The sequence below is a fragment of the Amaricoccus sp. genome (assembly GCF_017993425.1).
Taxonomy (GTDB): Bacteria; Pseudomonadota; Alphaproteobacteria; order Rhodobacterales; family Rhodobacteraceae; genus Amaricoccus.
The window spans coordinates 51,498-74,434 of record NZ_JAGOMQ010000006.1 but is presented as its reverse complement, the minus strand read 5'-3'; the positions used below and the strand labels follow the sequence as shown (position 1 = coordinate 74,434).

The 22,937-nt window shown below is 71.4% G+C and carries 31 protein-coding genes; 26 read left to right on the top strand and 5 right to left on the bottom strand.

Annotated features, from left to right (window positions below; all coding sequences use genetic code 11):
- The first annotated feature begins 2 nt into the window (after positions 1-2).
- The 3 genes from pgsA to KBB57_RS04540 are packed head-to-tail and all read left to right on the top strand — an operon-like array spanning position 3 to position 1,337.
- On the top strand, positions 3-623 hold the full coding sequence (gene pgsA / locus KBB57_RS04550) for a CDP-diacylglycerol--glycerol-3-phosphate 3-phosphatidyltransferase (protein ID WP_290747345.1): 621 nt from the start codon (positions 3-5) through the stop codon (positions 621-623).
- On the top strand, positions 620-871 hold the full coding sequence (gene moaD, locus KBB57_RS04545; RefSeq protein WP_290747344.1) for a molybdopterin converting factor subunit 1: 252 nt from the start codon (positions 620-622) through the stop codon (positions 869-871). Before pgsA ends, moaD begins: the two co-directional genes overlap by 4 nt.
- Before the next feature lie 13 nt (positions 872-884).
- Positions 885-1,337: a molybdenum cofactor biosynthesis protein MoaE gene (locus KBB57_RS04540; RefSeq protein ID WP_290747343.1), complete on the top strand. Its 453-nt coding sequence runs from the start codon at positions 885-887 to the stop codon at positions 1,335-1,337.
- A 289-nt stretch (positions 1,338-1,626) separates the two neighbouring features.
- On the opposite strand, the gene KBB57_RS04535 is transcribed toward KBB57_RS04540, so the two are convergent.
- The 3 genes from KBB57_RS04535 to KBB57_RS04525 all read right to left on the bottom strand — a co-directional run bounded on the left by KBB57_RS04535 (position 1,627) and on the right by KBB57_RS04525 (position 4,864).
- Complete coding sequence (locus KBB57_RS04535) at positions 1,627-1,950, bottom strand: hypothetical protein (RefSeq protein ID WP_290747342.1); 324 nt, start codon at positions 1,948-1,950, stop codon at positions 1,627-1,629.
- Complete coding sequence (locus KBB57_RS04530; protein ID WP_290747340.1) at positions 1,937-3,814, bottom strand: OmpA family protein; 1,878 nt, start codon at positions 3,812-3,814, stop codon at positions 1,937-1,939. Before KBB57_RS04530 ends, KBB57_RS04535 begins: the two co-directional genes overlap by 14 nt.
- Positions 3,815-4,177: 363 nt before the next feature.
- Positions 4,178-4,864, bottom strand: a complete 687-nt coding sequence (locus tag KBB57_RS04525) for a response regulator transcription factor (protein ID WP_290747338.1) — start codon at positions 4,862-4,864, stop codon at positions 4,178-4,180.
- A gap of 158 nt (positions 4,865-5,022) precedes the next feature.
- Between KBB57_RS04525 and ribA the strand changes: the two genes are divergently transcribed.
- Together ribA and lpxB are read left to right on the top strand one after the other, a co-directional pair.
- A complete protein-coding gene (ribA, locus tag KBB57_RS04520) occupies positions 5,023-6,111 on the top strand; it encodes a GTP cyclohydrolase II (RefSeq protein ID WP_290747336.1) in 1,089 nt (362 codons plus the stop codon).
- A 92-nt stretch (positions 6,112-6,203) separates the two neighbouring features.
- Entirely contained in the window at positions 6,204-7,394 is a 1,191-nt protein-coding gene (gene lpxB / locus KBB57_RS04515) for a lipid-A-disaccharide synthase (protein WP_290747333.1), read from the top strand.
- Positions 7,395-7,566: 172 nt separating this feature from the next.
- On the opposite strand, the gene KBB57_RS04510 is transcribed toward lpxB, so the two are convergent.
- The gene (locus tag KBB57_RS04510) at positions 7,567-9,318 is read right to left on the bottom strand and encodes an alpha/beta fold hydrolase (protein WP_290747331.1); all 1,752 of its coding nucleotides are present in this window, start codon (positions 9,316-9,318) and stop codon (positions 7,567-7,569) included.
- A gap of 230 nt (positions 9,319-9,548) precedes the next feature.
- Here KBB57_RS04510 and rpmC point away from each other — a divergent pair, with 230 nt between their 5' ends.
- The 15 genes from rpmC (at position 9,549) to KBB57_RS04435 (ending at position 16,138) form a co-directional block, all read left to right on the top strand.
- Positions 9,549-9,764, top strand: coding sequence for a 50S ribosomal protein L29 (gene rpmC / locus KBB57_RS04505; protein WP_290747329.1), 216 nt, complete (start codon positions 9,549-9,551; stop codon positions 9,762-9,764).
- A 1-nt stretch (position 9,765) separates the two neighbouring features.
- Positions 9,766-10,008 carry a 30S ribosomal protein S17 gene (gene rpsQ / locus KBB57_RS04500; RefSeq protein WP_290747327.1) on the top strand — a complete coding sequence of 81 codons (243 nt, stop codon included), beginning with the start codon at positions 9,766-9,768 and terminating at the stop codon, positions 10,006-10,008.
- A 59-nt stretch (positions 10,009-10,067) separates the two neighbouring features.
- On the top strand, positions 10,068-10,436 hold the full coding sequence (gene rplN / locus KBB57_RS04495) for a 50S ribosomal protein L14 (protein ID WP_109760336.1): 369 nt from the start codon (positions 10,068-10,070) through the stop codon (positions 10,434-10,436).
- The gene (gene rplX / locus KBB57_RS04490; protein WP_290747322.1) at positions 10,436-10,741 is read left to right on the top strand and encodes a 50S ribosomal protein L24; all 306 of its coding nucleotides are present in this window, start codon (positions 10,436-10,438) and stop codon (positions 10,739-10,741) included. The genes rplN and rplX overlap by 1 nt, the downstream gene beginning before the upstream one ends.
- Entirely contained in the window at positions 10,741-11,301 is a 561-nt protein-coding gene (rplE, locus tag KBB57_RS04485; protein WP_290747320.1) for a 50S ribosomal protein L5, read from the top strand. The genes rplX and rplE overlap by 1 nt, the downstream gene beginning before the upstream one ends.
- A gap of 16 nt (positions 11,302-11,317) precedes the next feature.
- Positions 11,318-11,623: a 30S ribosomal protein S14 gene (rpsN, locus tag KBB57_RS04480; protein WP_290747318.1), complete on the top strand. Its 306-nt coding sequence runs from the start codon at positions 11,318-11,320 to the stop codon at positions 11,621-11,623.
- 10 nt (positions 11,624-11,633) lie between these two features.
- Positions 11,634-12,032: a 30S ribosomal protein S8 gene (gene rpsH / locus KBB57_RS04475; RefSeq protein WP_290747316.1), complete on the top strand. Its 399-nt coding sequence runs from the start codon at positions 11,634-11,636 to the stop codon at positions 12,030-12,032.
- 10 nt (positions 12,033-12,042) lie between these two features.
- A complete protein-coding gene (gene rplF / locus KBB57_RS04470; RefSeq protein ID WP_290747314.1) occupies positions 12,043-12,576 on the top strand; it encodes a 50S ribosomal protein L6 in 534 nt (177 codons plus the stop codon).
- 12 nt (positions 12,577-12,588) lie between these two features.
- Positions 12,589-12,948: a 50S ribosomal protein L18 gene (gene rplR / locus KBB57_RS04465; protein ID WP_290747312.1), complete on the top strand. Its 360-nt coding sequence runs from the start codon at positions 12,589-12,591 to the stop codon at positions 12,946-12,948.
- Positions 12,949-12,957: 9 nt separating this feature from the next.
- Positions 12,958-13,533 carry a 30S ribosomal protein S5 gene (gene rpsE, locus KBB57_RS04460; RefSeq protein ID WP_290747309.1) on the top strand — a complete coding sequence of 192 codons (576 nt, stop codon included), beginning with the start codon at positions 12,958-12,960 and terminating at the stop codon, positions 13,531-13,533.
- Positions 13,534-13,537: 4 nt separating this feature from the next.
- Positions 13,538-13,726 carry a 50S ribosomal protein L30 gene (gene rpmD / locus KBB57_RS04455; RefSeq protein WP_290747307.1) on the top strand — a complete coding sequence of 63 codons (189 nt, stop codon included), beginning with the start codon at positions 13,538-13,540 and terminating at the stop codon, positions 13,724-13,726.
- A 164-nt stretch (positions 13,727-13,890) separates the two neighbouring features.
- Positions 13,891-14,331, top strand: coding sequence for an SgcJ/EcaC family oxidoreductase (locus tag KBB57_RS04450; protein WP_290747305.1), 441 nt, complete (start codon positions 13,891-13,893; stop codon positions 14,329-14,331).
- Between the two features lie 13 nt (positions 14,332-14,344).
- Positions 14,345-14,470, top strand: coding sequence for a pyrimidine dimer DNA glycosylase/endonuclease V (locus tag KBB57_RS04445; RefSeq protein ID WP_290747303.1), 126 nt, complete (start codon positions 14,345-14,347; stop codon positions 14,468-14,470).
- A gap of 51 nt (positions 14,471-14,521) precedes the next feature.
- Entirely contained in the window at positions 14,522-15,628 is a 1,107-nt protein-coding gene (locus KBB57_RS04440; protein WP_290747301.1) for an IS4 family transposase, read from the top strand.
- A gap of 195 nt (positions 15,629-15,823) precedes the next feature.
- A complete protein-coding gene (locus KBB57_RS04435) occupies positions 15,824-16,138 on the top strand; it encodes a pyrimidine dimer DNA glycosylase/endonuclease V (protein ID WP_290747299.1) in 315 nt (104 codons plus the stop codon).
- Between the two features lie 417 nt (positions 16,139-16,555).
- On the opposite strand, the gene KBB57_RS04430 is transcribed toward KBB57_RS04435, so the two are convergent.
- Positions 16,556-17,944 carry a GntP family permease gene (locus KBB57_RS04430; RefSeq protein ID WP_290747297.1) on the bottom strand — a complete coding sequence of 463 codons (1,389 nt, stop codon included), beginning with the start codon at positions 17,942-17,944 and terminating at the stop codon, positions 16,556-16,558.
- A gap of 238 nt (positions 17,945-18,182) precedes the next feature.
- Here KBB57_RS04430 and rplO point away from each other — a divergent pair, with 238 nt between their 5' ends.
- The 6 genes from rplO to KBB57_RS04400 all read left to right on the top strand — a co-directional run bounded on the left by rplO (position 18,183) and on the right by KBB57_RS04400 (position 22,870).
- Positions 18,183-18,662 carry a 50S ribosomal protein L15 gene (rplO, locus tag KBB57_RS04425; protein WP_290747295.1) on the top strand — a complete coding sequence of 160 codons (480 nt, stop codon included), beginning with the start codon at positions 18,183-18,185 and terminating at the stop codon, positions 18,660-18,662.
- Between the two features lie 97 nt (positions 18,663-18,759).
- Positions 18,760-20,109, top strand: coding sequence for a preprotein translocase subunit SecY (secY, locus tag KBB57_RS04420; RefSeq protein WP_290747294.1), 1,350 nt, complete (start codon positions 18,760-18,762; stop codon positions 20,107-20,109).
- Positions 20,106-20,774, top strand: a complete 669-nt coding sequence (locus KBB57_RS04415; protein WP_290747292.1) for an adenylate kinase — start codon at positions 20,106-20,108, stop codon at positions 20,772-20,774. Before secY ends, KBB57_RS04415 begins: the two co-directional genes overlap by 4 nt.
- A gap of 186 nt (positions 20,775-20,960) precedes the next feature.
- Positions 20,961-21,329, top strand: coding sequence for a 30S ribosomal protein S13 (gene rpsM / locus KBB57_RS04410; protein WP_290747290.1), 369 nt, complete (start codon positions 20,961-20,963; stop codon positions 21,327-21,329).
- 12 nt (positions 21,330-21,341) lie between these two features.
- Positions 21,342-21,731, top strand: coding sequence for a 30S ribosomal protein S11 (gene rpsK, locus KBB57_RS04405; protein WP_290747289.1), 390 nt, complete (start codon positions 21,342-21,344; stop codon positions 21,729-21,731).
- 122 nt (positions 21,732-21,853) lie between these two features.
- Entirely contained in the window at positions 21,854-22,870 is a 1,017-nt protein-coding gene (locus KBB57_RS04400) for a DNA-directed RNA polymerase subunit alpha (protein WP_290747287.1), read from the top strand.
- Positions 22,871-22,937 lie beyond the last annotated feature (67 nt).

Sequence of the window (22,937 nt, the reverse complement as noted above, 5' to 3'; positions counted from 1 at the left end):
GCATGACCTGGACGATCCCCAACATCCTGACCGTCCTGCGGCTTGCCGCGGCGCCCGGCGTGGCGCTGGCCTTCGCCATCTTCGACCGTCCCTATGCCGACTGGATCGCCTTCGGGCTCTTCATCCTCGCGGCGCTGACCGACTGGATCGACGGCAAGATCGCCCGGGCGTGGAAGCAGGAATCGAACTTCGGGCGGATGATGGACCCGATCGCCGACAAGGCGATGGTGGTGATCGCGCTCGCCGTGATCGTCGGTCTCTGGGGCATGAAGGCGCTGATCCTGGTGCCGGTGGCGTTCATCCTGCTGCGCGAGATCTTCGTCTCGGGCCTGCGCGAGTTCCTCGGGGCGAAGGCCGGCAAGCTCAAGGTGACCTATCTCGCCAAGTGGAAGACCACGGCGCAGATGGTGGCGATCCCGGTGCTGCTGCTCGCGGGCGTCTTCGAGTACGACCGGCGGCACAACGCGCCCTGGGTGAGCGACTGGTTCCACGACTGGATGGCCTGGATCCTGTCGAACGGCGGGCTGATCCTGATCTGGATCGCCGGGTTGCTGACGCTGATGACCGGCTACGACTACCTGATGAAGGCGATGCCCTTCCTGCGCGACCGGCAGCAGCGATGACGCTCCGCGTCCTCTACTTCGCCTGGCTGCGCGAGCGGGTCGGGCTGCCGGGCGAGGCGGTGGAGACCGGGGCGGCGACGGTGGCGGAGCTGGTGGACGAGCTCGCCGCGCGCGAGCCGCGCTACGCCGCCGCCTTCGCCGACATGGCCGCGGTGCGGGTCGCGGTCGACCAGGAGCTCGCCGGGCTCGACGCGCCGCTCGCGGGCGTGCGCGAGGTGGCGTTCTTCCCGCCGATGACCGGCGGCTGATGGCCGCCCGGCGATGACGATCCGGGTCCAGCGCGAGGACTTCGACCTCGGCGCCGAGCTCGCCGCCTTGCGGGCCGGGCGGACCGACATCGGCGCGCTGGTGAGCTTCACCGGGCTGGTGCGCGACATGGCCGGGCGGCTGACCGGGTTCGAGCTCGAGCATTATCCGGCGATGACGGAGAAGGCGCTGGCGGCGATCGAGGCGGAGGCGCGGGCGCGCTGGCCGCTGCAGGCGAGCCTGATCGTCCACCGCTACGGGCCGCTCGCGGTCGGCGAGCAGATCATGATGGTGGCGACGGCGTCCGCGAATCGCCAGGCGGCCTTCGAGGCGGCGGAGTTCCTGATGGACTTCCTGAAGTCGCGCGCGCCTTTCTGGAAGAAGGAGACCACCGCGGCGGGCGCGGCCTGGGTCGACGCCCGCGAGAGCGACGAGGCCGCCTTGGCGCGCTGGGGCTCCGGCGCCTGACGGGGGCCGGCGCGAGGGGGGCATCGAGCCCCCCTCGCGCCGACGCGCGAGGACGCGCGCGGAAGGGGGCTCGGGTTCACCAGGGAACAACCCCCGGGCCTGTTCCCCGGAGCCGCCGCCGCGTTGATTGATGCCTGGGTCGCGGGCCCCCGAGTCGTCAAGGACGCCTGCGGCGCCGGCGCCAGCGCCGGTAAATCCTTGACGACTCGGGGGCCCGCGACCCTTTCCGGCATCAACGCGACGGTGGCTCCGGAGAACAGGCCCTCGCCGGGGCGCCCTTGGCGGCGCGTCAGGCGGCGGGGTCGGAGCCGGTCGTCGTGCGGTAGGCGGCGCGGATGGCCTCGGCGGCGGCGCGCTCGCGGGCGAGGGCGTCCTCCGCCGAGGCGCGCTCGGCCTCGGTCTCGCGGAGGCGGGCGGCGAGGTCGGTCTCGATCTCGGCGAGGCGGGCCTCGGCGCTGCGCCGCGCCTCCTCGCTCTGCGCGAGCCGGGCGGCGAGGTCGCGGGCGCCGCCGCCGGAGCCGAGCCGCGCGCCGATCGCGCCGATGATCCAGCCGAGGAGCACGGCGGCGGCGAGCGCGCCGGCGATGATCAGGGTCAGCTCATCGCGGTCCAAAGGCGGGCTCCTCGTAGGGGACGGGCGGCGCGGGCGGCGGCTCCGCCGGCTCGAGCCTCGGGGTGAGCAGGGTCAGCTCGATCCGGCGGTTGGCGGTGCGGCCCTCGGGCGTGTCGTTGGGGGCGACCGGCCGGTCGGAGCCGTAGCCCTTGGCGGTGAAGCGCATCTGCGGCAGGTCGGCGGCGTCGAGCGCCGCCTTGACCGCCTCGGCCCGCGCCTCGCTCAGCGCGAGGTTGCGGGCGGGATCGCCGGCGCCGTCGGTATGGCCGCCGACCTCGAAGTCGAGGGGCGGGCAGGCGGCGAGGGTGGCGGCGAGCGCGGCGACCGCCGCCTCGCCCTCCGGCTCCAGCTCGGCGGAGCCGGCGGCGAAGACGACGGGCGTCGCGGCGAGCGCCGCGGCGACGTCGGCGGCGCAGGTTCCCGCCGGGTCGGCGGCGACGGCGCGCGCCCGCGCCTCGGCCGCCGCCGCGGCGGCGTCGAAGCGGACCGCGACCTTGAGCGCCCCGGGCGCGCCCTCGGAGAGGATCGACCGCACCCGTCCGGCGCCGTCGGGGCCGGGCGCCTCGCCGGCGATCTCGGCGGCGTCGGGGGTCATCTCCAGCCGGCCCGTCTTCAGCACCGCGAGCGCCTCGACGCCGGCGAGGAGGCGGGCCGTCCAGCCCTCCGGCAGGTTCTGCGCCGGCGCCGTGGCGTCCTCGACCCGGTCCGGGCCGAAGAGCGCCGCCGCCACCGTCGCGACCGCGGCGCGCGACGCCGCGTCGCCGGCCGGGCCGGCGATGCGCAGGCCGCCGCCTTCGTCGAGCTCCGCCACGAAGCGCGCCGCCACGGGCGGCGGGGGCGCGGGCGCCTCGGTCGGGGCGGAGGGCGGGGTCGGGTCGGGGGCGAGCGTGAAGCCCTCGGGCAGCGCGGCGGCGAGGTCGGCCCGCGCCGCGGCGACGTGGCCGGGGTCGGCGCCTTGCGGGGCGGCGAGGGTCGCCGTCTCGTCCTCGAGGGTGAAGCGCCCGCCGGCCAGCGCCCGGAGCGCCGCCGCGCCCGCCGCGGCCGCCTGCGGCCATTCGGGGGAAGGCGCGCCGGGACCGATCGCGCAATCGCCGCCCGGCGTCCGGGCCGCGGCGAGGATCGCGGCGGCGTCCGCCCCGGAGGGAGCCGCGCAGGCCGCGAGCTCCGGAAGCCCGTCCCTGAGCGCGAGCTCGAAGCGGTAGGGGGCGATCGCCGGCCGCGGGGCCTCGACGTCGAGGGTCAGCGCCACGCCCTCGGGCCGCGCCGCCGTCAGCCGCGCCTCGACCGCGGCGCGGGCGGCGTCGTCCTCGACGAGGCCCGTCACCTCCACCCGGCCGGGCGCTACCGCGACCCGCGCCCCGGGCAACGCGGCCAGGGCGGCGAGACCGAGGTCGAGCGCCGCCTGCCAACCCGCCGGGGCAGGCGCGTCGACGCGCTCCACCATGTCGACGGGCCGTCCGGGCAGGTCGCCGGCGTCGGGCGCCGCCCCGGCGGGCGCGAGGCCGATGGCCGTCACCTCGTCGCCGGTGCGCAGCAGCTCCAGCGCGAAGGCGGGCGCGGGCGGCGGGGTCGGGGCGGCGGCCAGCGTGGTCCGGTCCTCGACCCGGCGCGGGTCGACCACCCCGCGCACGATCTCCACGGCGCGCACCCGGCTCGCCTCGTCGGGGGCCGCGCCGTCCAGCCGCAGGATCAGCCCGTCGGTCTCCGCAGTGGCCCAGACCTCGCCGGCGGCCGCCAGCGCCGTCGTCGCCTGCGTCCGCGTCCGGTCCTCGACCTCGCGCGCCGCGCGGTCGCCCAGCCAGAGCGCGCCCGCGGCCGCGCCCCCGAGCGCCAGGACGACGAAGGCGATCGCCCGCAGCCGCATCTTTCCCCTGTGCCGAATGCAAATCGAGCGGGTGCTTAGGCCAGCCCCGGCGACGGATCAACCCGCGCCGGTCCCCGGCTGCGCCCGCTCGCGAAACCGTGCCGGCGCCGGCGCGACGCGCCGGGGTCTTGCGGCCCGCGGCATGCGGCCCCGGCGGGCGGCCGGCGACGGGGTCCCGCACCTGCAGGCATGCCCGGCCTCCTGGCGGTCGGCGGCTCCGTTGGAGGATCCCGCGGGCACGCAAACAGCAAAAATGGCGCGGCGCCGCTCCCACCCCTGGGCGGCGCCGCGCTCCCCGTCAGGCCCGGGAGCCGGGCGCCGCGGCGCGGGGCCGAGGCCCTGCGCGAGGCGCGCTTGGCCCCGTCAGCCCACCAGCCGGTAGCCGCCGGGCTCGGTGACGAGGATTCGGGCGTTCGCGGGATCGGGCTCGATCTTCTGCCGGAGCCGGTAGATATGCGTCTCCAGCGTGTGCGTCGTGACGCCGTTGTTGTAGCCCCAGACCTCGTGCAGCAGCTCGTCGCGCGGCACCACCACGTCGTTGGCGCGGTAGAGGTACTTGAGGATGTTGGTCTCCTTCTCCGTCAGCCGGATCTTGCGCTCCTTCTCGTCGAGGAGGAGCTTGGCGGCCGGCCGGAACGTGTAGGGGCCGACGGCGAAGACGGCGTCCTCGGACTGCTCGTGCTGGCGCAGCTGCGCGCGGATGCGGGCGAGCAGCACCGGCAGCTTGAAGGGCTTCGCCACGTAGTCGTTCGCGCCGCTCTCCAGACCGAGGATGGTGTCCGCGTCGGTGGTGTGGCCGGTCAGCATGATGACCGGGCACTTCACCCCCTGCTTGCGCATCAGCCGGCAGAGCTCGCGCCCGTCCATGTCGGGCAGGCCGACGTCGAGGATGACGAGGTCGTAGTGCTGCTCCCTGGCCCGGGCGAGCCCGCCCTCGCCGTCGCCGGCCTCGAAGACGTCGAACTCCTCGGTCAGCACGAGCTGGTCGGCAAGCGCCTCGCGCAGGTCCGCGTCGTCGTCCACCATCAGTATCTTCTTGAGAGCGCTCATCGTTTCCTCCGTTCCTGCCCGCCATCTCGGGCGGCGGCGGCGGCCGCGCAACGTCGGCGCCCCGGGGCTCGCGCCGGTGTGACCGTGGCGGGCGGATTGTTTCATTTCCCGTCAGGCGCCAGTATCGAGGACGCCCGTCCCCGTTCCGGCAGAACCGCATGTCGCTCGACCTTTCCCCCGCCGAACGCCTCGCCCGCGCCCGCGCCGACCTGCGCATGGGCGCGGCCGTCGGCCTCGTCGGCGGCGACGCGGCCGCGCTGGCGCTGGCCGCGGAGACGGCGACGGCGGAGCGGCTCGCCGACCTGCACGCCTTCGGCCCGGTCGATCTCGCGCTGACCGTGCGCCGCGCCGAGACGCTGAAGGCGCGCGCCTATGACGGCGACCTCGCCCGGGTCGCCGTGCCGGCCGACGCAGGGGTCGACTGGGTGCGGGCGGTCGCGGATCCCTCGACCGACCTCGCCTGGCCGATGAAGGGGCCGTTCATCGCCCGCCGCGGCGGGGCGGCGGCCCTCCACCGCGCCGCCATCGCGCTCTGCAAGCAGGCGCATCTCCTGCCCGCGGCGCTGGTCGCCCCGGTCGCGCCCGAGGCGCTCGACCGCTTGGGCGGAGCGGGCGTGAGTCGTCTCGATCTCTGCGAGGTGCCGGTCGACGCCGATGCGGGGCCGCTCCTCGAGGCGGCGGCGGCGCGGGTGCCGCTCGAGGCCTCGCAGGCCGGCCGCGTCCACGTCTTCCGGCCGCGGGACGGCGCCGAGGAGCACTACGCCGTCGAGATCGGCGCGCCCGACCGGGCGAAGCCGGTGCTGGCGCGGCTGCATTCCGCCTGCTTCACCGGCGACATCCTCGGCAGCCTCAAGTGCGACTGCGGGCCGCAGCTGCGCGCCGCGCTGGCGCAGATCGGCGCCGAGGGGGCGGGCGTGCTCCTCTACCTCAACCAGGAGGGCAGGGGGATCGGGCTCGCCAACAAGATGCGCGCCTATGCGTTGCAGGATCAGGGCTTCGACACGGTCGAGGCGAACCACCGGCTCGGCTTCGAGGACGACGAGCGCGACTTCCGGCTCGGGGCGAAGATGCTGCGGGCCATGGGTTTCGGCGCGGTGCGGCTGATGACCAACAACCCGCGCAAGGTCGAGATGATGCGCGCCAGCGGCCTCGACGTCGCCGAGCGCGTGCCGCTTCGGGTCGGGCGGACGCCGTTCAACGCGCGCTACCTCGACACCAAGGCGGCGAAGTCGGGGCACCTGCTGTGAGATCGGCCGGAACCCCGCCGAGACCCCGAAAATCCAGCGGCGGCCCTCCGCCGCCGCATTTCGGCGCCGTCTCCCTGAGCCGCGCCGGCTGAATGGCGGGGCCGCGGCTCTTCATCGTCGCCGGCGAGCCGTCGGGCGACCAGCTCGGCGGCGCGCTGATCGCCGGGCTGCGGGATCTCGCGCCGGGCGTGACGGTCGAGGGCGTTGGCGGGCCGGCGATGGCGGCGGCGGGGCTTGCGAGCCGCTTCCCGATGGAGGAGCTCTCGGTGATGGGCGTGGCCGAGGTGCTGCCGCGGCTGCCGCGCCTGCTGCGGCGGATCCGCGAGACCGGCGACGCCGTCGCCGCTTCGCGCCCGGACGCGCTGATCGGCATCGACAGCCCGGACTTCACGCTGCGGGTCGCCCGGCGCGCGCGGGCATTGCTGCCGGGGTTGCGGGTGATCCACTACGTCGCGCCGAGCGTCTGGGCGTGGCGGCCCGGGCGGGCGGCGAGGATGGCCGAGGTCGTCGACCACGTCCTCGCGCTCCTGCCCTTCGAGCCGCCCTACATGGAGGCGGCCGGCATGACCTGCGACTTCGTCGGCCATCCGCTCGCCACCGTGCCGCGCGCCGGGCCGGAGGCGATCGCCGCGGTGCGGGCGGAGCTGGGGCTTGCGCCGGGGCGGCGGCTGCTGGCGCTCCTGCCGGGATCGCGGCGGGGCGAGGTTCGCCGGTTGGGCGCGACCTTCGTCGCCACCTGGGACCGGCTGCGCGCCGACCGGCCCGACCTCGCGGCGGTGATCCCGACCGTCGGGCCGGTCGCCGACCTCGCCGCTGCGCTTGCCCTGCCGGGGGCGCGGGTCCTCGACCCGCGCGGCCTGCCGCAGGCGGCGGCCGAGGCGCGCAAGCGGGCGGCGCTCGCCGCCGCGGATGCCGCCCTCGCCGCCTCCGGGACGGTGAGCCTCGAGCTGGCGGGGCAGGGGACGCCGATGGCGATCGGCTACAAGGTGCATCCGCTGACCGCCCCTTTCGCGCGGCGGATGATCCGCATCGACAGCTCGACGCTGGTGAACCTCGTCACCGGCACGCGGACGGTGCCGGAGTTCTTCCAGGAGGAGTGCGTCCCCGAGCGTCTCGCCCCGGCGCTGGCGCGCCTCCTCGACGACCCCGCGGCGGCCGCCGCGCAGCGCGCCGTCGGCGACCGCGCGATGGACCTCCTCGGCCGCGGCGGCGAGCCCCCGGGCCTGCGCGCGGCCCGCTCCGTCCTCGCCCATCTCGACCGGACCGCGGGCCACGTGACCTGAGGCAGATCCTGCCTCGGGCCTGACGGTCCCGGCGCGCTGCGCAGCCCCGAAGGGCGGCGTCTGTTCTGTCCCGGGAGAAATCTGGAGCGGGCGGAGTCTTGTTGCAGACATCGTAACCCAAGAGATTCGCGACAGAATCCCCCTCCCCCGAGTCAATCAGCCGGTGACCGTATCAGGGGGCCTTCACGTAGGTGCCGGGGGCGTCGCAGACGATGGGGTAGCCGAGGTTGCCCGCGCCCATGGGCGGCGGGGCGGCGGGGGGGCCGGAGCGCTCTCCCAGCCAGGCGGCCCAGGCTCCCCACCACGAGCCTTCGTGGAACGGCGCGACGGCGAGCCAGGCGTCGGTGTCGCGGTAGGGCGCGTGGGCCGGGGTCTCGAGCAGGCGGTAGTGGCGGCCGCGGCGGCCGGGCTCGGAGACGACGCCGGCGTTGTGGCCGCCGTTCGTCAGCGCGAAGGTCACCTCGGAATCGAACAGGCGGTGGATCTTGTAGGCCGACCGCCACGGCGCCACGTGGTCGGTCTCGGTGCCGACGGCGAAGACCGGGGTGCGGATGTCGGAGAGCGCCACCGCGGCGCCGTCCACCTTGTAGCGGCCCTCGGCGAGGTCGTTGTCGAGGAAGAGCCGCCGCAGATACTGCGAATGCATGCGGTAGGGCAGGCGGGTGGCGTCGGCGTTCCAGGCCATCAGGTCGTTGGGGGCCGAGCGGTCGCCGAGCAGGTACTCGCGCGTCAGCCGCGACCAGATCAGGTCGTGCGAGCGCAGGAGCTGGAACGCCCCGGCCATCTGCCAGGTGTCGAGATAGCCCTGCTCCCACATCATGTCCTCGAGGAAGCTCACCTGGCTCTCGTTGATGAAGAGGGTGAGCTCCCCCGCCTCGGTGAAGTCCGACTGCGCGGCGAGGAGCGTGATCGTCGCGAGCCGGTCGTCGCCGTCGCGCGCCATCGCCGCGGCGGCGATGGTCAGGAGCGTGCCGCCGAGGCAGTAGCCGCAGGCATGGACGCGGTCGCAGCCGGTGATCGCCTGCACGGCGGCGATCGCCGCCATCTGGCCGTCGCGCAGGTAGTCCTCCATGCCGAGGTCGCGGCCCTCCGGGCCGGGATTGAGCCAGGAGATCATGAACACCGTGAAGCCCTGGTCGACCAGCCAGCGCACCAGGCTGTTGCCCGGGCTGAGGTCGAGGACGTAGTACTTCATGATCCAGGCCGGCGTGATCAGCACCGGCTGGGGGCGGACCTTCGCGGTGGTCGGCGCGTACTGGATGAGCTCGATCAGCCGGTTGCGGAAGACGACCTTGCCGGGCGTGACGGCCACGTCGACGCCGACCTCGAAGCCCTGCGGGTGCGGATTGGCGTTGCCGCCGACCATGCGGGCGAGGTCCCCGAACCAGTTCTGCGCGCCGCGGACGAAGTTCATGCCGCCGGACTCGACGGTGCGCTGCCACACCTCCGGGTTCGTCGCCATGAAGTTCGCAGGCGAGAAGACGTCGAGCATCTGGCGGGCGGCGAAGGACACCACGGCCTCGTGCTTGCGGGTCACGCCGCGCACGTCGGTTGTCGCCTCGGCCCACCATTGCTGCTGGAGGAGGAAGGCCTGGTGGATGAGGTTGAAGGGCGGGCGCCGCCAGGCCTCGGCGGCGAAGCGCCGGTCCTGCGCCGCCGGCTCGATGCAGGCGCCGCCGCCTTGCATCGCGTAGAGCTGGAAGCGCAGCACCTGGCGGACCGCCTCGCGCATCAGCTCGGCCTGCTTGCCGGGGGAGGCGGCGAGGTGCGAGGCCCAGTCGGACCACGAGGCGCGGAGCGCGGCCGGGGAGAGGCCGAGGGTGAAGCGGGCGGCGAGCGCGTTGGCGGCGCGGTCGAGGATCTCGCCGGAGTGATCGTGCTCCGGCAGGACCTGCTCGAACGCCGGACGGATGACTACAGGCACCTCTCGATTCACGGCGTGGCTCCCCCGGGCAAGATCGTTTCGTCCATGCATAGACCCCGGCCCGGCCGGCGTCGATCCCCGCGCGATTTTCCTTCGGCCGACGTGGCTTCCCGGAATCGAGGTTGCGCCCGCCCGGGCATGCGTGTAAGGGGCGCGCTCACCTATGACCTCCGCCGGAATCAGGGTGACCCCAAGTCGGGGCCCTCTGGCGATGTTGAAAGGACGTGGCCATGAAAGCGGCCGATCTCCGGGCGAAGACGCCCGACCAGCTGCGCGACGAGCTCGGGCGGCTCAAGAAGGAGGCCTTCAACCTCCGCTTCCAGAAGGCGACCGGCCAGCTGGAGAACACCGCGCGGATGGAGGCGGTGCGCCGCGACGCCGCCCGCGTCAAGACGATCCTGAACCAGAAGGCTGCCGCCGCGGCCGGCCAGAAGGCGGAGGCCTGACATGCCCAAGCGTATCCTCCAGGGCACCGTGACCTCCGACAAGAACGCGCAGACGGTGACCGTCCTCGTCGAGCGGCGCTTCACGCATCCGGTGATGAAGAAGACCGTCCGCTCGTCCAAGAAGTACCGGGCCCACGACCCGGAGAACCGCTTCAAGGTCGGCGACACGGTGCGCATCCAGGAATGCGCGCCGATCTCGAAGACCAAGCGCTGGGAGGTGCTGGTCGAGGCCGCCGAGGCCTGACCGGCTCCCAGCTTGTCGAAACCGCGGGACTCGTTCCCGCAGGTCGGGAGTGACCAGACATGATCCAGATGCAGACCAATCTGGACGTCGCCGACAATTCGGGCGCGCGTCGGGTGCAGTGCATCAAGGTCCTCGGCGGCTCGCACCGGCGCTATGCGTCGGTGGGCGACATCATCGTCGTCTCCGTCAAGGAAGCCATCCCGCGCGGCCGCGTGAAGAAGGGCGACGTCCGCAAGGCCGTCGTCGTGCGCACCGCCAAGGAAGTCCGCCGCGAGGACGGCACCTCGATCCGGTTCGACCGGAACGCGGCGGTGATCCTCAACAACCAGAACGAGCCGGTCGGCACCCGCATCTTCGGGCCGGTCGTGCGCGAGCTGCGGGCGAAGAACTTCATGAAGATCATCTCGCTCGCGCCGGAGGTGCTGTGATGTCCGCAAAGCTCCGCAAGGGCGACAAGGTCGTCGTCATCGCCGGCAAGGACCGGGGCCGTCAGGGCGAGATCACCAAGGTGATCCCGGCCGACAACAAGGCCGTGGTCTCGGGCGTCAACGTGGCGATCCGCCACACCCGCCAGTCGCAGTCCTCGCAGGGCGGCCGGATCGCCAAGGACATGCCGATCGACCTCTCGAACCTCGCGCTCGTCGACGGCAAGGGCAAGGCGACCCGCGTCGGCTTCCGCATCGAGGACGGCAAGAAGGTCCGCTTCGCCAAGACCACCGGGGAGGCGATCTGATGCTCGACGCTGCCGATTACACTCCGCGCCTGGAGACGCTCTACAAGGACACGATCCGCGCCGCTCTGAAGGAGGAGTTCTCCTACACGAACGACATGCAGATCCCGCGCCTGGAGAAGATCGTCCTGAACATGGGCGTGGGCGAGGCGACCTCCGACACCAAGAAGGTGCGCTCGGCCGAGGCGGATCTGACGCTGATCGCCGGGCAGAAGCCGGTGGTGACCAAGGCCAAGAAGTCGATCGCCGGCTTCAAGGTCCGCGAGGAGATGCCGCTCGGCGTCAAGGTCACGCTGCGGCGCGACAAGATGTACGAGTTCCTCGACCGCCTGGTCACGGTGGCGCTGCCGCGCGTCCGCGACTTCCGCGGCCTGAACCCCAAGAGCTTCGACGGCCGCGGCAACTACGCCATGGGCCTCAAGGAGCACATCGTGTTCCCCGAGATCAGCTTCGACAAGGTCGACCAGGTCTGGGGCATGGACATCGTGATCTGCACCACGGCCAAGACCGACGCCGAGGCGAAGGCGCTGCTGAAGGCCTTCAACATGCCCTTCACGGCCTGAGCGCGGGAGAGAGACAATGGCAAAGACCAGCATGATCGAGCGCCAGAAGAAGCGCGAGGCTCTGGTGGCGAAGTACGCCGCCAAGCGCGAGGCCCTGAAGGCGATCGCCCGCGACGACAGCAAGAGCCGCGAGGAGCGCTTCAAGGCGACGCTCGCGCTCGCCAAGCTGCCGCGCAACTCGTCCGCCACGCGGCTGCACAACCGCTGCGAGGTGACGGGCCGTCCGCGGGCCTACTACCGCAAGCTGCGCATGTCGCGCATCGCGCTCCGGGACCTCGCCTCGGCGGGGCAGATCCCGGGCATGGTCAAGTCGAGCTGGTGAGGAGGCGCCCATGTCGATGAACGATCCCCTGGGCGACATGCTCACCCGCATCCGCAACGCCCAGATGCGCGGCAAGTCCACGACCCGGACGCCCGCCTCGAAGATCCGCCGCTGGGTCCTCGACGTGCTGAAGGCCGAGGGCTACATCCGCGGCTACGAGGAGGTGACCGGCACGACCGGGCACCCCGAGATCGAGATCTCGCTGAAGTACTTCGACGGGCGCCCGGTCATTCGCGAGCTGAAGCGGGTGTCGAAGCCCGGCCGGCGCGTCTATGCCGGCGTCTCGGAGATGCCGCAGGTCCGCCAGGGCCTCGGCGTGGCCATCCTGTCGACGCCGAAGGGCGTCATGTCGGACGCGCAGGCCCGCACGGTGAACGTGGGCGGCGAAGTCCTCTGCACCGTGTTCTGAGGAGGGACGCATGTCGCGCATCGGAAAGAAGCCGATCGCCGTCCCGGGCGGGGTGACCGCCTCGATCTCGGGACAGACGGTCGAGGTCAAGGGCCCGAAGGGCGCCCGTTCCTTCACGGCGACGGACGACGTGACGGTCGCGCTGGAGGACGGCGCCCTGACGGTGAAGCCGCGGGGCACGTCCAAGCGCGCCCGGCAGCAATGGGGCATGTCGCGGACCCAGGTGGCGAACCTCGTCACCGGCGTCACGACGGGCTTCAAGCGCGAGATGGAGATCACCGGCGTGGGCTACCGCGCCGCGGCGCAGGGCAAGGTCCTGAAGCTCTCCCTCGGCTACAGCCACGACGTCGACTTCGAGGTGCCGGAGGGCGTGACCGTCACGACCCCGAAGCCGACCGAGATCGTCGTCGAGGGCATCGACCAGCAGCTCGTCGGCCAGGTCGCGGCCAACATCCGCGAGTGGCGCAAGCCCGAGCCCTACAAGGGCAAGGGCATTCGCTACAAGGACGAGTTCATCTTCCGCAAGGAAGGCAAGAAGAAGTAGGGGACGCGCATCATGGCGAACAGCAAGCGTGATCTGTTCCAGAAGCGCCGTCAGCGCGTCCGGAACAAGCTCAGGGCGATGGCGAACGGCCGTCCGCGGCTGAGCGTGCATCGCAGCCTGAAGAACATCTCGGTCCAGCTCATCGACGACGCCGGGGGCCGCACCCTCGCCGCCGCCTCGACGCTGGAGCCGGCGCTCGGGCTGAAGGGCAAGAACAACAAGGAAGCGGCGGCCAAGGTCGGCGCCGAGATCGCGGCGCGCGCCAAGGCGGCCGGGATCGAGGAGGTCTACTTCGACCGCGGCGGCTTCCTGTTCCACGGCAAGGTCAAGGCCCTTGCGGACGCCGCCCGTGAGGGCGGTCTCAAGTTCTAGGAGGGCGAGATGGCCAGGGAAGAGGGCGGCCGCCGCGAGCGCCGCGACCGCGACCGGGACGAGAACCCGGAATTCGCCGACCGGCTGGTGGCGATCAACCGCGTCTCCAAGACGGTGAAGGGCGGCAAGCGCTTCGGCTTTGCGGCGCTCGTCGTCGTGGGCGACCAGAAGGGCCGCGTCGGCTACGGCAAGGGCAAGGCCCGCGAGGTGCCGGAGGCGATCCGCAAGGCGACCGAGCAGGCCAAGCGGCAGATGATCCGGGTTCCGCTCCGCGAGGGCCGGACGCTGCACCACGACATGGAAGGCCGCCACGGCGCCGGCAAGGTCGTGATGCGCACCGCGCCCGCCGGCACCGGCATCATCGCCGGCGGCCCGATGCGCGCGGTGTTCGAGATGCTCGGCGTCCATGACGTGGTGTCGAAGTCGCTGGGCAGCCAGAACCCGTATAACATGATCCGGGCGACCATCGATGGCCTGACCAGCCAGACCTCGCCGCGCATGGTGGCGCAGCGTCGCGGCAAGAAGGTCGCCGACATCCTGCCGAAGACCGCCGAGACGCCGGCGGCCGAGACGGCGGAGGCCTGAGGCAATGGCGAAGACCATCGTGGTGAAGCAGATCGGCTCGCCGATCCGCCGGCCGAAGTCGCAGCGTGCGGTGCTGGTCGGCCTCGGGCTGAACAAGATGCACAAGACCCGCGAGCTCGAGGACACCCCCGCGATCCGCGGCATGGTGGCCACGGTGCCGCATCTGGTGACAATCGTGGAGGAGCGCGGCTAAGCGCTCCCGCCTTGGCCCGCGGCGGCGACGCTGCGGGCCTTTTCCTTTTCGGGCGGCCCTCTTTCGCGATCCGCGAGGCGGCGCGCGAGGGCGTCCGGTATCCCCTGTCCTGACTTGGTGGTATGATGCCTCTCCGGCGTATTTGCGCCGTCAGGGAGGGGTCCATGCGTCAGATTCTGCTTGCCGGCGCCTTGCTCGTGGCGCCGGGGATCGCCGTTGCCGACGCCGCGAGCGACATGGCCGCGGCGCAGAGGCTGTGGGAGCAGGCCTTCGCCACCGGCGACGGCGCGAAGGCGGCGGAGATGGCGTTTACCGAGGATGCGCGCCTGTTGCCGAACGGCGAGCCCATCGTCGAGGGGCGCGAGGCGATCGCCGCCTACTGGCAGGGGGGCTTCGACGCCGGGGTGCGCGACCTGAAGCTCGGCCTGATCGCCGTCGACCGGCCGAGCGAGGACACCATGATCGAGACCGGCGCCTGGTCGGTCACCGTCCCCGGCGAGGGCGGTGCGATGATGGAGGTCGGCGGCAAGGCGCTGGTGGTCTGGAAGAAGGAGGCCGACGGCGTCTGGCGCATGGCGCAGGACATGTGGAACACGAACGAGTAGGGCCGGCCGGCGCGTGACCCGCATCAACGTCGTGCCGCCGGAGGAGCTGTCGCGGGCGCATCTCGTCGCGGAATATCGCGAGTTGCCGCGGGTCTTCGGCATGGTCCGCGCCATGATCGCCCGGGGCCTCGACCCATAGGCGCTAACTTAAGGGGTTGTTGCGTACAGCTGGGGGTGATTCACCCTTGGGATGAGACAGGCGCTTTCTTCCGGTGATGGGTGGGCCGAAGTTGTGGCGCGCCTGGGTACGGCCGATGATCTAGCGGCCTCCGCGCGTGACGCGGGGGCGCTGACGCGGCGGCGGGGTGTGGCGGATGCGTCCAGCCTGCTGCGCCTGGGGCTTTGCTATGGCCCCGGCGGGATGTCGCTGCGCGAGACGGCGGCGTGGGCACAGATGCAGGGCATCGCCAAGCTTTCAGATGTCGCCCTGCTGAAGCGGCTGCGCGGGGCGGCGGATTGGTTCGGCCACCTTGCCGGGCGGATCGTCGCGGATCGCGCCAGCGCATCAGACCGGCTCGGTCAGCGCCCGCTGCGGCTGGTGGATGGAACCGCCGTCGGCGCGCCAGGTCGTGGGGGAGCAGGCTGGCGTCTGCACATGAGCTACGATCCGCGGGCGAGTCGCTTCACGGACTTCGAGCTGACCGACGGCAGCGAGGCCGAACGTCTGGACCGTTTCGAGCCGGAGACCGGCGAGATCAGGGTCGCCGACCGCGGCTTCGGCCACCGACCCGACTGCATCCGCCACCTGGCGGAGGGGCCGGGCGACTATGTGGTCCGGGTCCACTGGCGCGGTCTGCACTGGCTGGAGGAGACGGGAGATCGCTTTGACGTCATGGGGTTTCTCGAAGGCCTCGGAAACGACGACAGCGGGGAGGCCCGCGTCCTGATCGGTCGCGGAAAGCGGCAAGGGTCGTGGGAGGCGTTCCCGGCCCGGCTGGTCGCCCTGCGCCTGCCGCCGGAAAAGGCGGAGCAGGCCAGAGCGCGCGTCCGAAGCGAGAACCGCCGCAAGGGCCGGGCCGTCCAGCCGCAGACGCTGGCCGCGGCCGGACATGTCCTGCTGCTCACCTCGCTCGCCTCGGAAGACTATCCGGCCGAGCACATCGCCGCCCTCTACCGCCTGCGATGGCAGGTGGAGATCGCCTTCAAGCGCCTCAAGAGGCTGCTGCGGCTCGACACGTTGCGCGCCAGAGACCCGGACCTCGCCAGGGCGTGGATTTTCGCCAACCTGCTGGCCGCATTCCTGATCGAAGACATGCTCCGGCTTCCGCCGGACTCTTCCCCCTCGACAGGCCCCTGAACGGAACGGCGCGACGACCGGACCGGCCTCGCTTTGGCGGATGGTCAAGATGCTCGTCCACGGCCTGCGGGGCGCAATCATCGGAACCATCCCGCTCGGTGAATGCCCGGAGAGACTTCGTGCCTGCATCGGCCGCCTCAACGAGCCTCCGCGACGGAGAACCCTGCAGATGCTCAACCCCTTAAGTTAGCGCCTATGGGCCTCGACCCCGCCTCGGCGCGCATCCCGCCGAGTTACCGGCTCGGGGCAGGGCACATGACGTTCTTCTGCGACAAGCTCGGCTATCTGGTGGCGCGGCAGGCGGCGCTGGTCGCCGAGATGCGCCGCCGCGGCTACCGGCCCGCCTTCGGCGACCCGGAGGGGCTGCTCGACGGCATTCCGGAGGCCTGGCGCGGCGAGTGGGCGCCCGACGCCGAGGCGCTGCGGCTCAGCCGGGCGCGGATCGCCGTGCGGACGCCGGCGGCCGCCGGGGGCGGGTTAGGCGGCGGCGCTGGCGGGCGGAGCGGGTGACGCCGGATCGTCAGGCTCGCGCGCGTCGAGGTGATGGGGTGGGGAATGGCGGGCTTGGGAAATCTTGCCTGGGGCCAGGTGGTCGTGGCCTCTGCGAAAGGCCTGATGCGGAGAGGGCCGAAAGGGGGCGAGGACGCGGGGGGCGGGGCTAACACGCGTGTTAGCAGGATCAACATACTGGAATATATGGATATTCCTATTCTTGTTCATCCGATGGCAATGAAGGTTGATGCGCTGGAAGGTCGTGTTCCAGAAGGTGGTGTGGCTGCCCCGCAGCGCCGCCGCCCGCCAGCGCGCGTTCACGCGGCGCTGGCTCTGGCGGGCGGGGTCGCGGGACGGATCCTGCCGCTCGGGAGGGTGGAGGCGTCGGGAGGATGGTCGGGGGCGCCGCGCCGGCGGGGCGCGGCGGCCTTCGGGTCAGACGATGCCGGTCGTGTAGTAGACGAGGATGATGAAGAACACCGCGAGCGTCTTCAGCACGGTGATGGCGAAGATATCGCCGTAGGACTGGCGGTGCGTCAGGCCGGTGACCGCGAGGAGCGTGATGACCGCGCCGTTGTGGGGGAGCGTGTCCATGCCGCCGCTCGCCATAGACGCGACCCGGTGCAGCACCTCGAAGGGAATGTTCGCCGCCTCGGCGGCCGCCTTGAACTCGTCTGCCATGGCGGCGAGCGCGATGCTGAGCCCGCCCGAGGCCGAGCCGGTGATCCCGGCCAGCACGCTGACCGTCACCGCCGTCTTGACCAGGGCGTCGGGGATCGCCTGCAGCGCGCCGGCGATCACCAGGAACCCGGGGAGCGAGGCGATCACCCCGCCGAAGCCGTATTCCGACGCGGTGTTCATCGAGGCGAGGAGCGAGCCTCCGACGGCCGCCTTGGTGCCCTCGGCGAAGCGCGCCGCGACGGCATGCCACGCGAAGACCAGCACGGTCAGGATGCCGAGGATCAGCGCGCCCATCACCGCCCAGATCGCGGTGACCGACCCGACCTCGGTGACGAGGGGATGGGCCATGGCGAGCGTGACCTCGTGGGTCTCGCCGTAGACGGCCGGGATCGCCGCAGTCAGCAGCTTGTTCGCCACGCCGACGACGATCAGCGGCGAGACGGCGATCCAGCCGTTCGGCAGGCCTTCCTCGGAGACCGGCTCGGGCTCGTTGAGGTGGCCCTCGCCGTAGCCCTCGCCCCTGGCCTGGGCGCTGCGGCGGCGCCATTCGAGATAGGTCATCCCGAGGACGAAGATGAAGATCGAGCCGATGATCCCGAGCGCCGGCGCGGCCCAGGTGGTGGTGCCGAAGAAGGTGCTGGGGATGATGTTCTGGATCTGCGGCGTCCCCGGCATCGCGTCCATGGTGAAGGAGAAGGCCCCGAGCGCCACGGTGCCGGGGATCAGCCGCTTGGGGATGTCGCTGGAGCGGAACATCTCGGCGGCGAAGGGATAGACCGCGAAGACCACGACGAAGAGCGACACGCCGCCGTAGGTGAGGACGGCGCAGACCAGCACGATGGAGAGCATCGCCCGCTGCGCGCCGACGACGCCGATCACCGCGCGGACGATCGCCTTGGAGAAGCCGGAGAGCTCGATGACCTTGCCGAAGACGGCGCCGAGCAGGAAGACCGGGAAGTAGAGGCGGACGAAGCCGGCCATCTTGTCCATGAAGACGCCGGTGAACATCGGCGGCACCGCCGAGGGCTGGGTCAGGAGCACGGCGAGCAGCGCGGCGATCGGCGCGAAGAGGATGACGCTGAAGCCGCGATACGCGACGAACATCAGCAGGCACAGGGCGAAGAGCACCGTCAGGAAGTCCATTCAGCCCCTCCCGGGCATGGCGGCCCGGCTCGGAGCGCGGGCGGACTGTAACGCCGGATTTTGCGCTGCCGCAACGGGTTCGCGTGGGCAGGTCCGCGGGCCGCGGCTGGGTGAGGCTTGCCAGCCGGCGGGGCAGGGGATATAGGCGTGCGTCCGCCCTGCGGGGGCGGAATCCAGTGATCAGGCCGCGTTCGCCCCGTCCAGTCGCTCGGGGGCGTTTCCGGCAAGGAGAAGCGACATGAAGCTGAACGAACTCCGAGACAATCCCGGCGCGACCAAGTCGCGCAAGCGCATCGCCCGCGGCCCGGGCTCCGGCAAGGGCAAGACCGGCGGCCGCGGCATCAAGGGCCAGAAGTCGCGCTCCGGCGTGGCGATCAACGCCTACGAGGGCGGCCAGATGCCGCTCTACCGCCGGCTCGGCAAGCGCGGCTTCACCAAGCCGAACCGCAAGGACTTCGTCGTGGTCAACCTCGGGCTGATCCAGAAGTTCGTCGAGGCGGGCAAGCTCGACGCGACCGCGGTGACCGAGGACGCGCTGGTCGCCTCGGGCCTGCTGCGCCGCAAGCACGACGGCGTCCGGCTGCTCGCCAAGGGCGAGATCGCCACGGCGCTGACGGTGACCGTCACCGGCGCCTCGGCGGCCGCGGTGGCGGCGGTCGAGAAGGCCGGCGGCACGGTGACCCTGACCGGGCCCAGGGCCGAAGCGGCGGCGGAATGAGGCTTGTGGCCCTCCGGGCCGCGGCTTAATTGATGGCGAGTTTTCGCGCCGCCGGTCCGGGAACGGGCTCGGCGGCGCCGTCGTGAAAGGGCGTCCCATGGCCTCCGCAGCGGAACAGATGGCCTCCAACCTCAGCTGGAGCACCTTCGGCAAGGCCAAGGAGCTGCAGCAGCGCATCCTGTTCGCGATCGGGCTGCTGATCGTCTACCGCATCGGCACCTACATCCCCGTCCCCGGCATCGACGCCGACCGGCTGCGGCAGTTCTTCGACCAGGCGAACGCCGGGCTCGGCGGCATGCTCAACATGTTCACCGGCGGCGCGGTCGGCCGCATGGCGATCTTCGCGCTCGGGATCATGCCCTACATCTCGGCCTCGATCATCGTGCAGCTGATGACCTCGATGGTCCCGCAGCTCGGCGCGCTGAAGAAGGAAGGCGAGGCGGGCCGGAAGAAGATCAACCAGTACACCCGCTACGGCACGGTGTTCCTCGCCACCTTCCAGGCCTACGGCCTCGCGCTCGGGCTCGAGGCGGAGAACATGGCGCACGACCCGGGCTGGCCGTTCCGCACCGGCGTCGTGGTGACGCTGGTCGGCGGCACCATGTTCCTGATGTGGCTCGGCGAGCAGATCACCTCGCGCGGCATCGGCAACGGCATCAGCCTGATCATCTTCGTCGGCATCATCGCCAATCTTCCGCACGCGCTCGCGCAGTTCTTCACCCAGGGTCGCACCGGGGCGCTGAGCCCGGCCGTCATCCTCGGCATCATGGTCATGATGATCGCGGTGATCGCCTTCGTGGTGTTCATGGAGCGGGCGCTGCGAAAGATCCACATCCAGTATCCCAAGCGCCAGGTCGGCCTGAAGATCTACGGCGGCGAGAGCTCGCACCTGCCGCTCAAGGTGAACCCGGCCGGCGTCATCCCGGCGATCTTCGCCTCGTCGCTGCTCCTGCTGCCGGCGACCATCACCACCTTCGCCGGCACCGGCACGGGCGGCTGGGGCGACTACGTCGCCGCCTATCTCGGCCGCGGCCAGCCGTTGCAGCTCCTGCTCTTCGGCGCGCTGATCGTGTTCTTCACCTATTTCTACACGGCCAACGTCGCCTTCAAGTCGGACGACGTGGCGGACAACCTGAAGAAGCAGGGCGGCTTCATCCCCGGCATCCGGCCCGGGCAGAAGACCATCGAGTACCTCGACTACGTGGTCTCGCGCATCCTGGTGATCGGCTCGGCCTACCTCGCCGCGGTCTGCCTGCTGCCCGAGGTGCTGATCTCGCAGCTCGCCGTGCCGTTCTACTTTGGCGGGACTTCCCTTCTGATCGTGGTCTCGGTAACCATGGACACCATCACGCAGGTGCAGTCGCATATGCTCGCCCATCAGTACGAGGGTCTGATCGAGCGGGCGCGGCTGCGGAGCAAGGGCAGAGGGAGCAAGCCGCGGCGATGAACATTATCCTTCTCGGTCCGCCCGGTGCGGGCAAGGGCACCCAGGCGCGCCGGCTCGTCGAGGAGTTCGGCATGGTGCAGCTCTCCACCGGAGACATGCTGCGCGCCGCCAAGGACAGCGGCACCGAGATGGGCAGGAAGGTCGCCGCGGTGATGGCGCGGGGCGAGCTCGTCACCGACGACATCGTGATCGGGCTGATCGCCGAGCAGCTCGACGGCGAGGCCGGCAAGCACGGGCTGATCTTCGACGGCTTTCCCCGGACGCTGGCCCAGGCCGACGCGCTCGAGGAGCTGATGGCGCGCAAGGGCCGCAAGCTCGACGTCGCGGTCGAGATGCGGGTCGACGACGAGGCGCTGGTCGAGCGCATCTCCGGCCGGTTCAGCTGCGCGAATTGCGGCGAGGTCTACCACGACAGCACCAAGCCGACCGCGAAGGCCGGGGTCTGCGACAAGTGCGGCGGGACCGAGTTCATCCGGCGCGCCGACGACAACGCGGAATCGGTGCGGGTGCGACTCGGCGCCTACAACCGCCAGACGGCGCCGCTGATCGGCTACTACCACGCCAAGGGCAAATTGAGGTCGGTCGACGGCCTCGGCGAGATCGAGGCGATCGCCGGGCAGATCCGCGCGGCGCTGGGACTGGAGAAGGCGGCGATCGGCTCTTGACGCCCCCTTGACGATTCCTATACTCCGCGCGCTCCCGGGAGGGAGTCGATCTCTCCAATTCGCCTCGGGGAAACGCGGGACGTCCGACCCGGCGGGACGGGTTACGCGGGTCGCGGCGTGAGGTCGTCGGCGGGCTTTGACGGTTGAGGGGCCAGGGGCGGCCCGACGAAGGAACGGAGCAGTAACTTGGCGCGCATAGCGGGCGTAAACATTCCGACGAACAAGCGGGTGGCGATTGCGCTCACCTATATCCACGGCATCGGCCGCACCAAGGCGGACGAGCTGATCGGTGCGCTCGAGATCGACCCGAGCCGGCGGGTCAACGACCTGACCGACAGCGAGGTCCTGAAGATCCGCGAGTACATCGACGCGAACCTGTCGGTCGAGGGCGACCTGCGGCGCGAGACCTCGATGAACATCAAGCGGCTGATGGACCTCGGCTGCTACCGCGGCCTGCGCCACCGCCGCGGCCTGCCGGTTCGCGGCCAGCGCACCCACACCAACGCCCGCACCCGCAAGGGGCCTGCCAAGGCCATCGCCGGCAAGAAGAAATAAGGAGAGCAGCCGATGGCCCGCGAGAAGGCGCGCGTGAAGCGCAAGGAACGCAAGAACATCTCGACCGGCGTCTGCCACGTCAACGCCAGCTTCAACAACACCAAGATCCTGATCGCCGACGCCCAGGGCAACGCGATCGCCTGGTCGTCGGCTGGCGCGATGGGGTTCAAGGGCTCGCGCAAGTCGACGCCCTACGCCGCCCAGATGGCCGCCGAGGACGCCGGCAAGAAGGCGCAGGAGCACGGGGTGCGCACGCTGGAGGTCGAGGTGCAGGGCCCCGGCTCGGGCCGCGAGAGCGCGCTCCGCGCGCTGGGCGCCGTCGGGTTCCAGATCACCGCGATCCGCGACGTGACCCCGATCGCGCATAACGGCTGCCGCCCGCCCAAGCGCCGGCGCGTCTGACCGCATCCTATTCCGCGGATCGCCCGCCCCGCCAGGCGGGCGATCGGCGTTTCTGAACTGACCCTCGGGAGTTCGGCGGCCAAGGATCGGGCGTCGGACAGGAATGGAGGACCAAGGCCTTGATGATCCACAAGAACTGGCAGGAGCTCATCCGCCCGACCGCGCTCGAGGTGAAGACCGGGGCGGACCCGCAGCGCCAGGCCACCGCCGTCGCCGAGCCGCTGGAGCGCGGCTTCGGCCTGACCCTCGGCAACGCCCTGCGCCGCGTGCTGATGTCCTCGCTCCAGGGCGCGGCCATCACCTCGGTGCAGATCGACGGGGTGCTGCATGAATTCTCGTCGGTGCCGGGCGTCCGCGAGGACGTGACCGACATCGTGCTGAACCTCAAGGGCGTCGCGATCAAGATGGAGGTCGAGGGGCCGAAGCGCCTCGAGATCCGCGCGACCGGCCCGGGCGTCGTCACCGCCGGCGACATCTCCGAGACGAACGGCATCGAGATCCTGAACCGCGACCACGTGGTCTGCCACCTCGACGACGGCGCCAGCGTCTACATGGAGCTGACCGTCGAGACCGGGAAGGGCTACGTCGCCGCCGACCGCAACCGGCCCGAGGACGCGCCGATCGGGCTGATCTCGGTCGACGCGCTGTTCTCGCCGATCAAGAAGGTCAGCTACAAGGTCGACCCGACCCGCGAGGGCCAGGTGCTCGACTACGACAAGCTGACGCTGCAGATCGAGACCGACGGCTCGGTGCGGCCCGAGGACGCCATCGCCTACGCCGCGCGCATCCTGCAGGACCAGCTCTCGGTGTTCGTCAACTTCGAGGAGCCGAGCTCGGGCGTGCGCTCGGACGTCGACGACGATCTGGAGTTCAACCCGCTTCTGCTGAAGAAGGTCGACGAGCTGGAGCTCAGCGTCCGCTCGGCGAACTGCCTGAAGAACGACAACATCGTCTACATCGGCGACCTGATCCAGAAGACCGAGGCGGAGATGCTGCGCACCCCGAACTTCGGCCGCAAGTCGCTGAACGAGATCAAGGAGGTGCTGACCGGCATGGGCCTGCATCTCGGCATGGAGATCGTCGACTGGCCGCCCGAGAACATCGAGGATCTGGCCAAGAAGTACGAGGACCAGTTCTGATCTTTCCGGGGGGGCGCGACGCGCCCCCTTGCAAGGCCCGGGCCGCGAGGCCCCAAGGAGGCGCGCG

Excerpts from the sequence above, each read along its gene's own strand:
- pgsA (WP_290747345.1), top strand. The coding sequence starts at position 3 with ATGACCTGGACGATCCCCAACATCCTGACCGTCCTGCGGCTTGCCGCG.
- moaD (WP_290747344.1), top strand. The coding sequence starts at position 620 with ATGACGCTCCGCGTCCTCTACTTCGCCTGGCTGCGCGAGCGGGTCGGG.
- KBB57_RS04540 (WP_290747343.1), top strand. The coding sequence starts at position 885 with ATGACGATCCGGGTCCAGCGCGAGGACTTCGACCTCGGCGCCGAGCTC.
- KBB57_RS04530 (WP_290747340.1), bottom strand. The coding sequence starts at position 3,814 with ATGCGGCTGCGGGCGATCGCCTTCGTCGTCCTGGCGCTCGGGGGCGCG.
- KBB57_RS04525 (WP_290747338.1), bottom strand. The coding sequence starts at position 4,864 with ATGAGCGCTCTCAAGAAGATACTGATGGTGGACGACGACGCGGACCTG.
- ribA (WP_290747336.1), top strand. The coding sequence starts at position 5,023 with ATGTCGCTCGACCTTTCCCCCGCCGAACGCCTCGCCCGCGCCCGCGCC.
- lpxB (WP_290747333.1), top strand. The coding sequence starts at position 6,204 with ATGGCGGGGCCGCGGCTCTTCATCGTCGCCGGCGAGCCGTCGGGCGAC.
- rpmC (WP_290747329.1), top strand. The coding sequence starts at position 9,549 with ATGAAAGCGGCCGATCTCCGGGCGAAGACGCCCGACCAGCTGCGCGAC.
- rpsQ (WP_290747327.1), top strand. The coding sequence starts at position 9,766 with ATGCCCAAGCGTATCCTCCAGGGCACCGTGACCTCCGACAAGAACGCG.
- rplN (WP_109760336.1), top strand. The coding sequence starts at position 10,068 with ATGATCCAGATGCAGACCAATCTGGACGTCGCCGACAATTCGGGCGCG.
- rplX (WP_290747322.1), top strand. The coding sequence starts at position 10,436 with ATGTCCGCAAAGCTCCGCAAGGGCGACAAGGTCGTCGTCATCGCCGGC.
- rplE (WP_290747320.1), top strand. The coding sequence starts at position 10,741 with ATGCTCGACGCTGCCGATTACACTCCGCGCCTGGAGACGCTCTACAAG.
- rpsN (WP_290747318.1), top strand. The coding sequence starts at position 11,318 with ATGGCAAAGACCAGCATGATCGAGCGCCAGAAGAAGCGCGAGGCTCTG.
- rpsH (WP_290747316.1), top strand. The coding sequence starts at position 11,634 with ATGTCGATGAACGATCCCCTGGGCGACATGCTCACCCGCATCCGCAAC.
- rplF (WP_290747314.1), top strand. The coding sequence starts at position 12,043 with ATGTCGCGCATCGGAAAGAAGCCGATCGCCGTCCCGGGCGGGGTGACC.
- rplR (WP_290747312.1), top strand. The coding sequence starts at position 12,589 with ATGGCGAACAGCAAGCGTGATCTGTTCCAGAAGCGCCGTCAGCGCGTC.
- rpsE (WP_290747309.1), top strand. The coding sequence starts at position 12,958 with ATGGCCAGGGAAGAGGGCGGCCGCCGCGAGCGCCGCGACCGCGACCGG.
- rpmD (WP_290747307.1), top strand. The coding sequence starts at position 13,538 with ATGGCGAAGACCATCGTGGTGAAGCAGATCGGCTCGCCGATCCGCCGG.
- KBB57_RS04450 (WP_290747305.1), top strand. The coding sequence starts at position 13,891 with ATGCGTCAGATTCTGCTTGCCGGCGCCTTGCTCGTGGCGCCGGGGATC.
- KBB57_RS04440 (WP_290747301.1), top strand. The coding sequence starts at position 14,522 with ATGAGACAGGCGCTTTCTTCCGGTGATGGGTGGGCCGAAGTTGTGGCG.
- KBB57_RS04435 (WP_290747299.1), top strand. The coding sequence starts at position 15,824 with ATGGGCCTCGACCCCGCCTCGGCGCGCATCCCGCCGAGTTACCGGCTC.
- KBB57_RS04430 (WP_290747297.1), bottom strand. The coding sequence starts at position 17,944 with ATGGACTTCCTGACGGTGCTCTTCGCCCTGTGCCTGCTGATGTTCGTC.
- rplO (WP_290747295.1), top strand. The coding sequence starts at position 18,183 with ATGAAGCTGAACGAACTCCGAGACAATCCCGGCGCGACCAAGTCGCGC.
- secY (WP_290747294.1), top strand. The coding sequence starts at position 18,760 with ATGGCCTCCGCAGCGGAACAGATGGCCTCCAACCTCAGCTGGAGCACC.
- KBB57_RS04415 (WP_290747292.1), top strand. The coding sequence starts at position 20,106 with ATGAACATTATCCTTCTCGGTCCGCCCGGTGCGGGCAAGGGCACCCAG.
- rpsK (WP_290747289.1), top strand. The coding sequence starts at position 21,342 with ATGGCCCGCGAGAAGGCGCGCGTGAAGCGCAAGGAACGCAAGAACATC.
- KBB57_RS04400 (WP_290747287.1), top strand. The coding sequence starts at position 21,854 with ATGATCCACAAGAACTGGCAGGAGCTCATCCGCCCGACCGCGCTCGAG.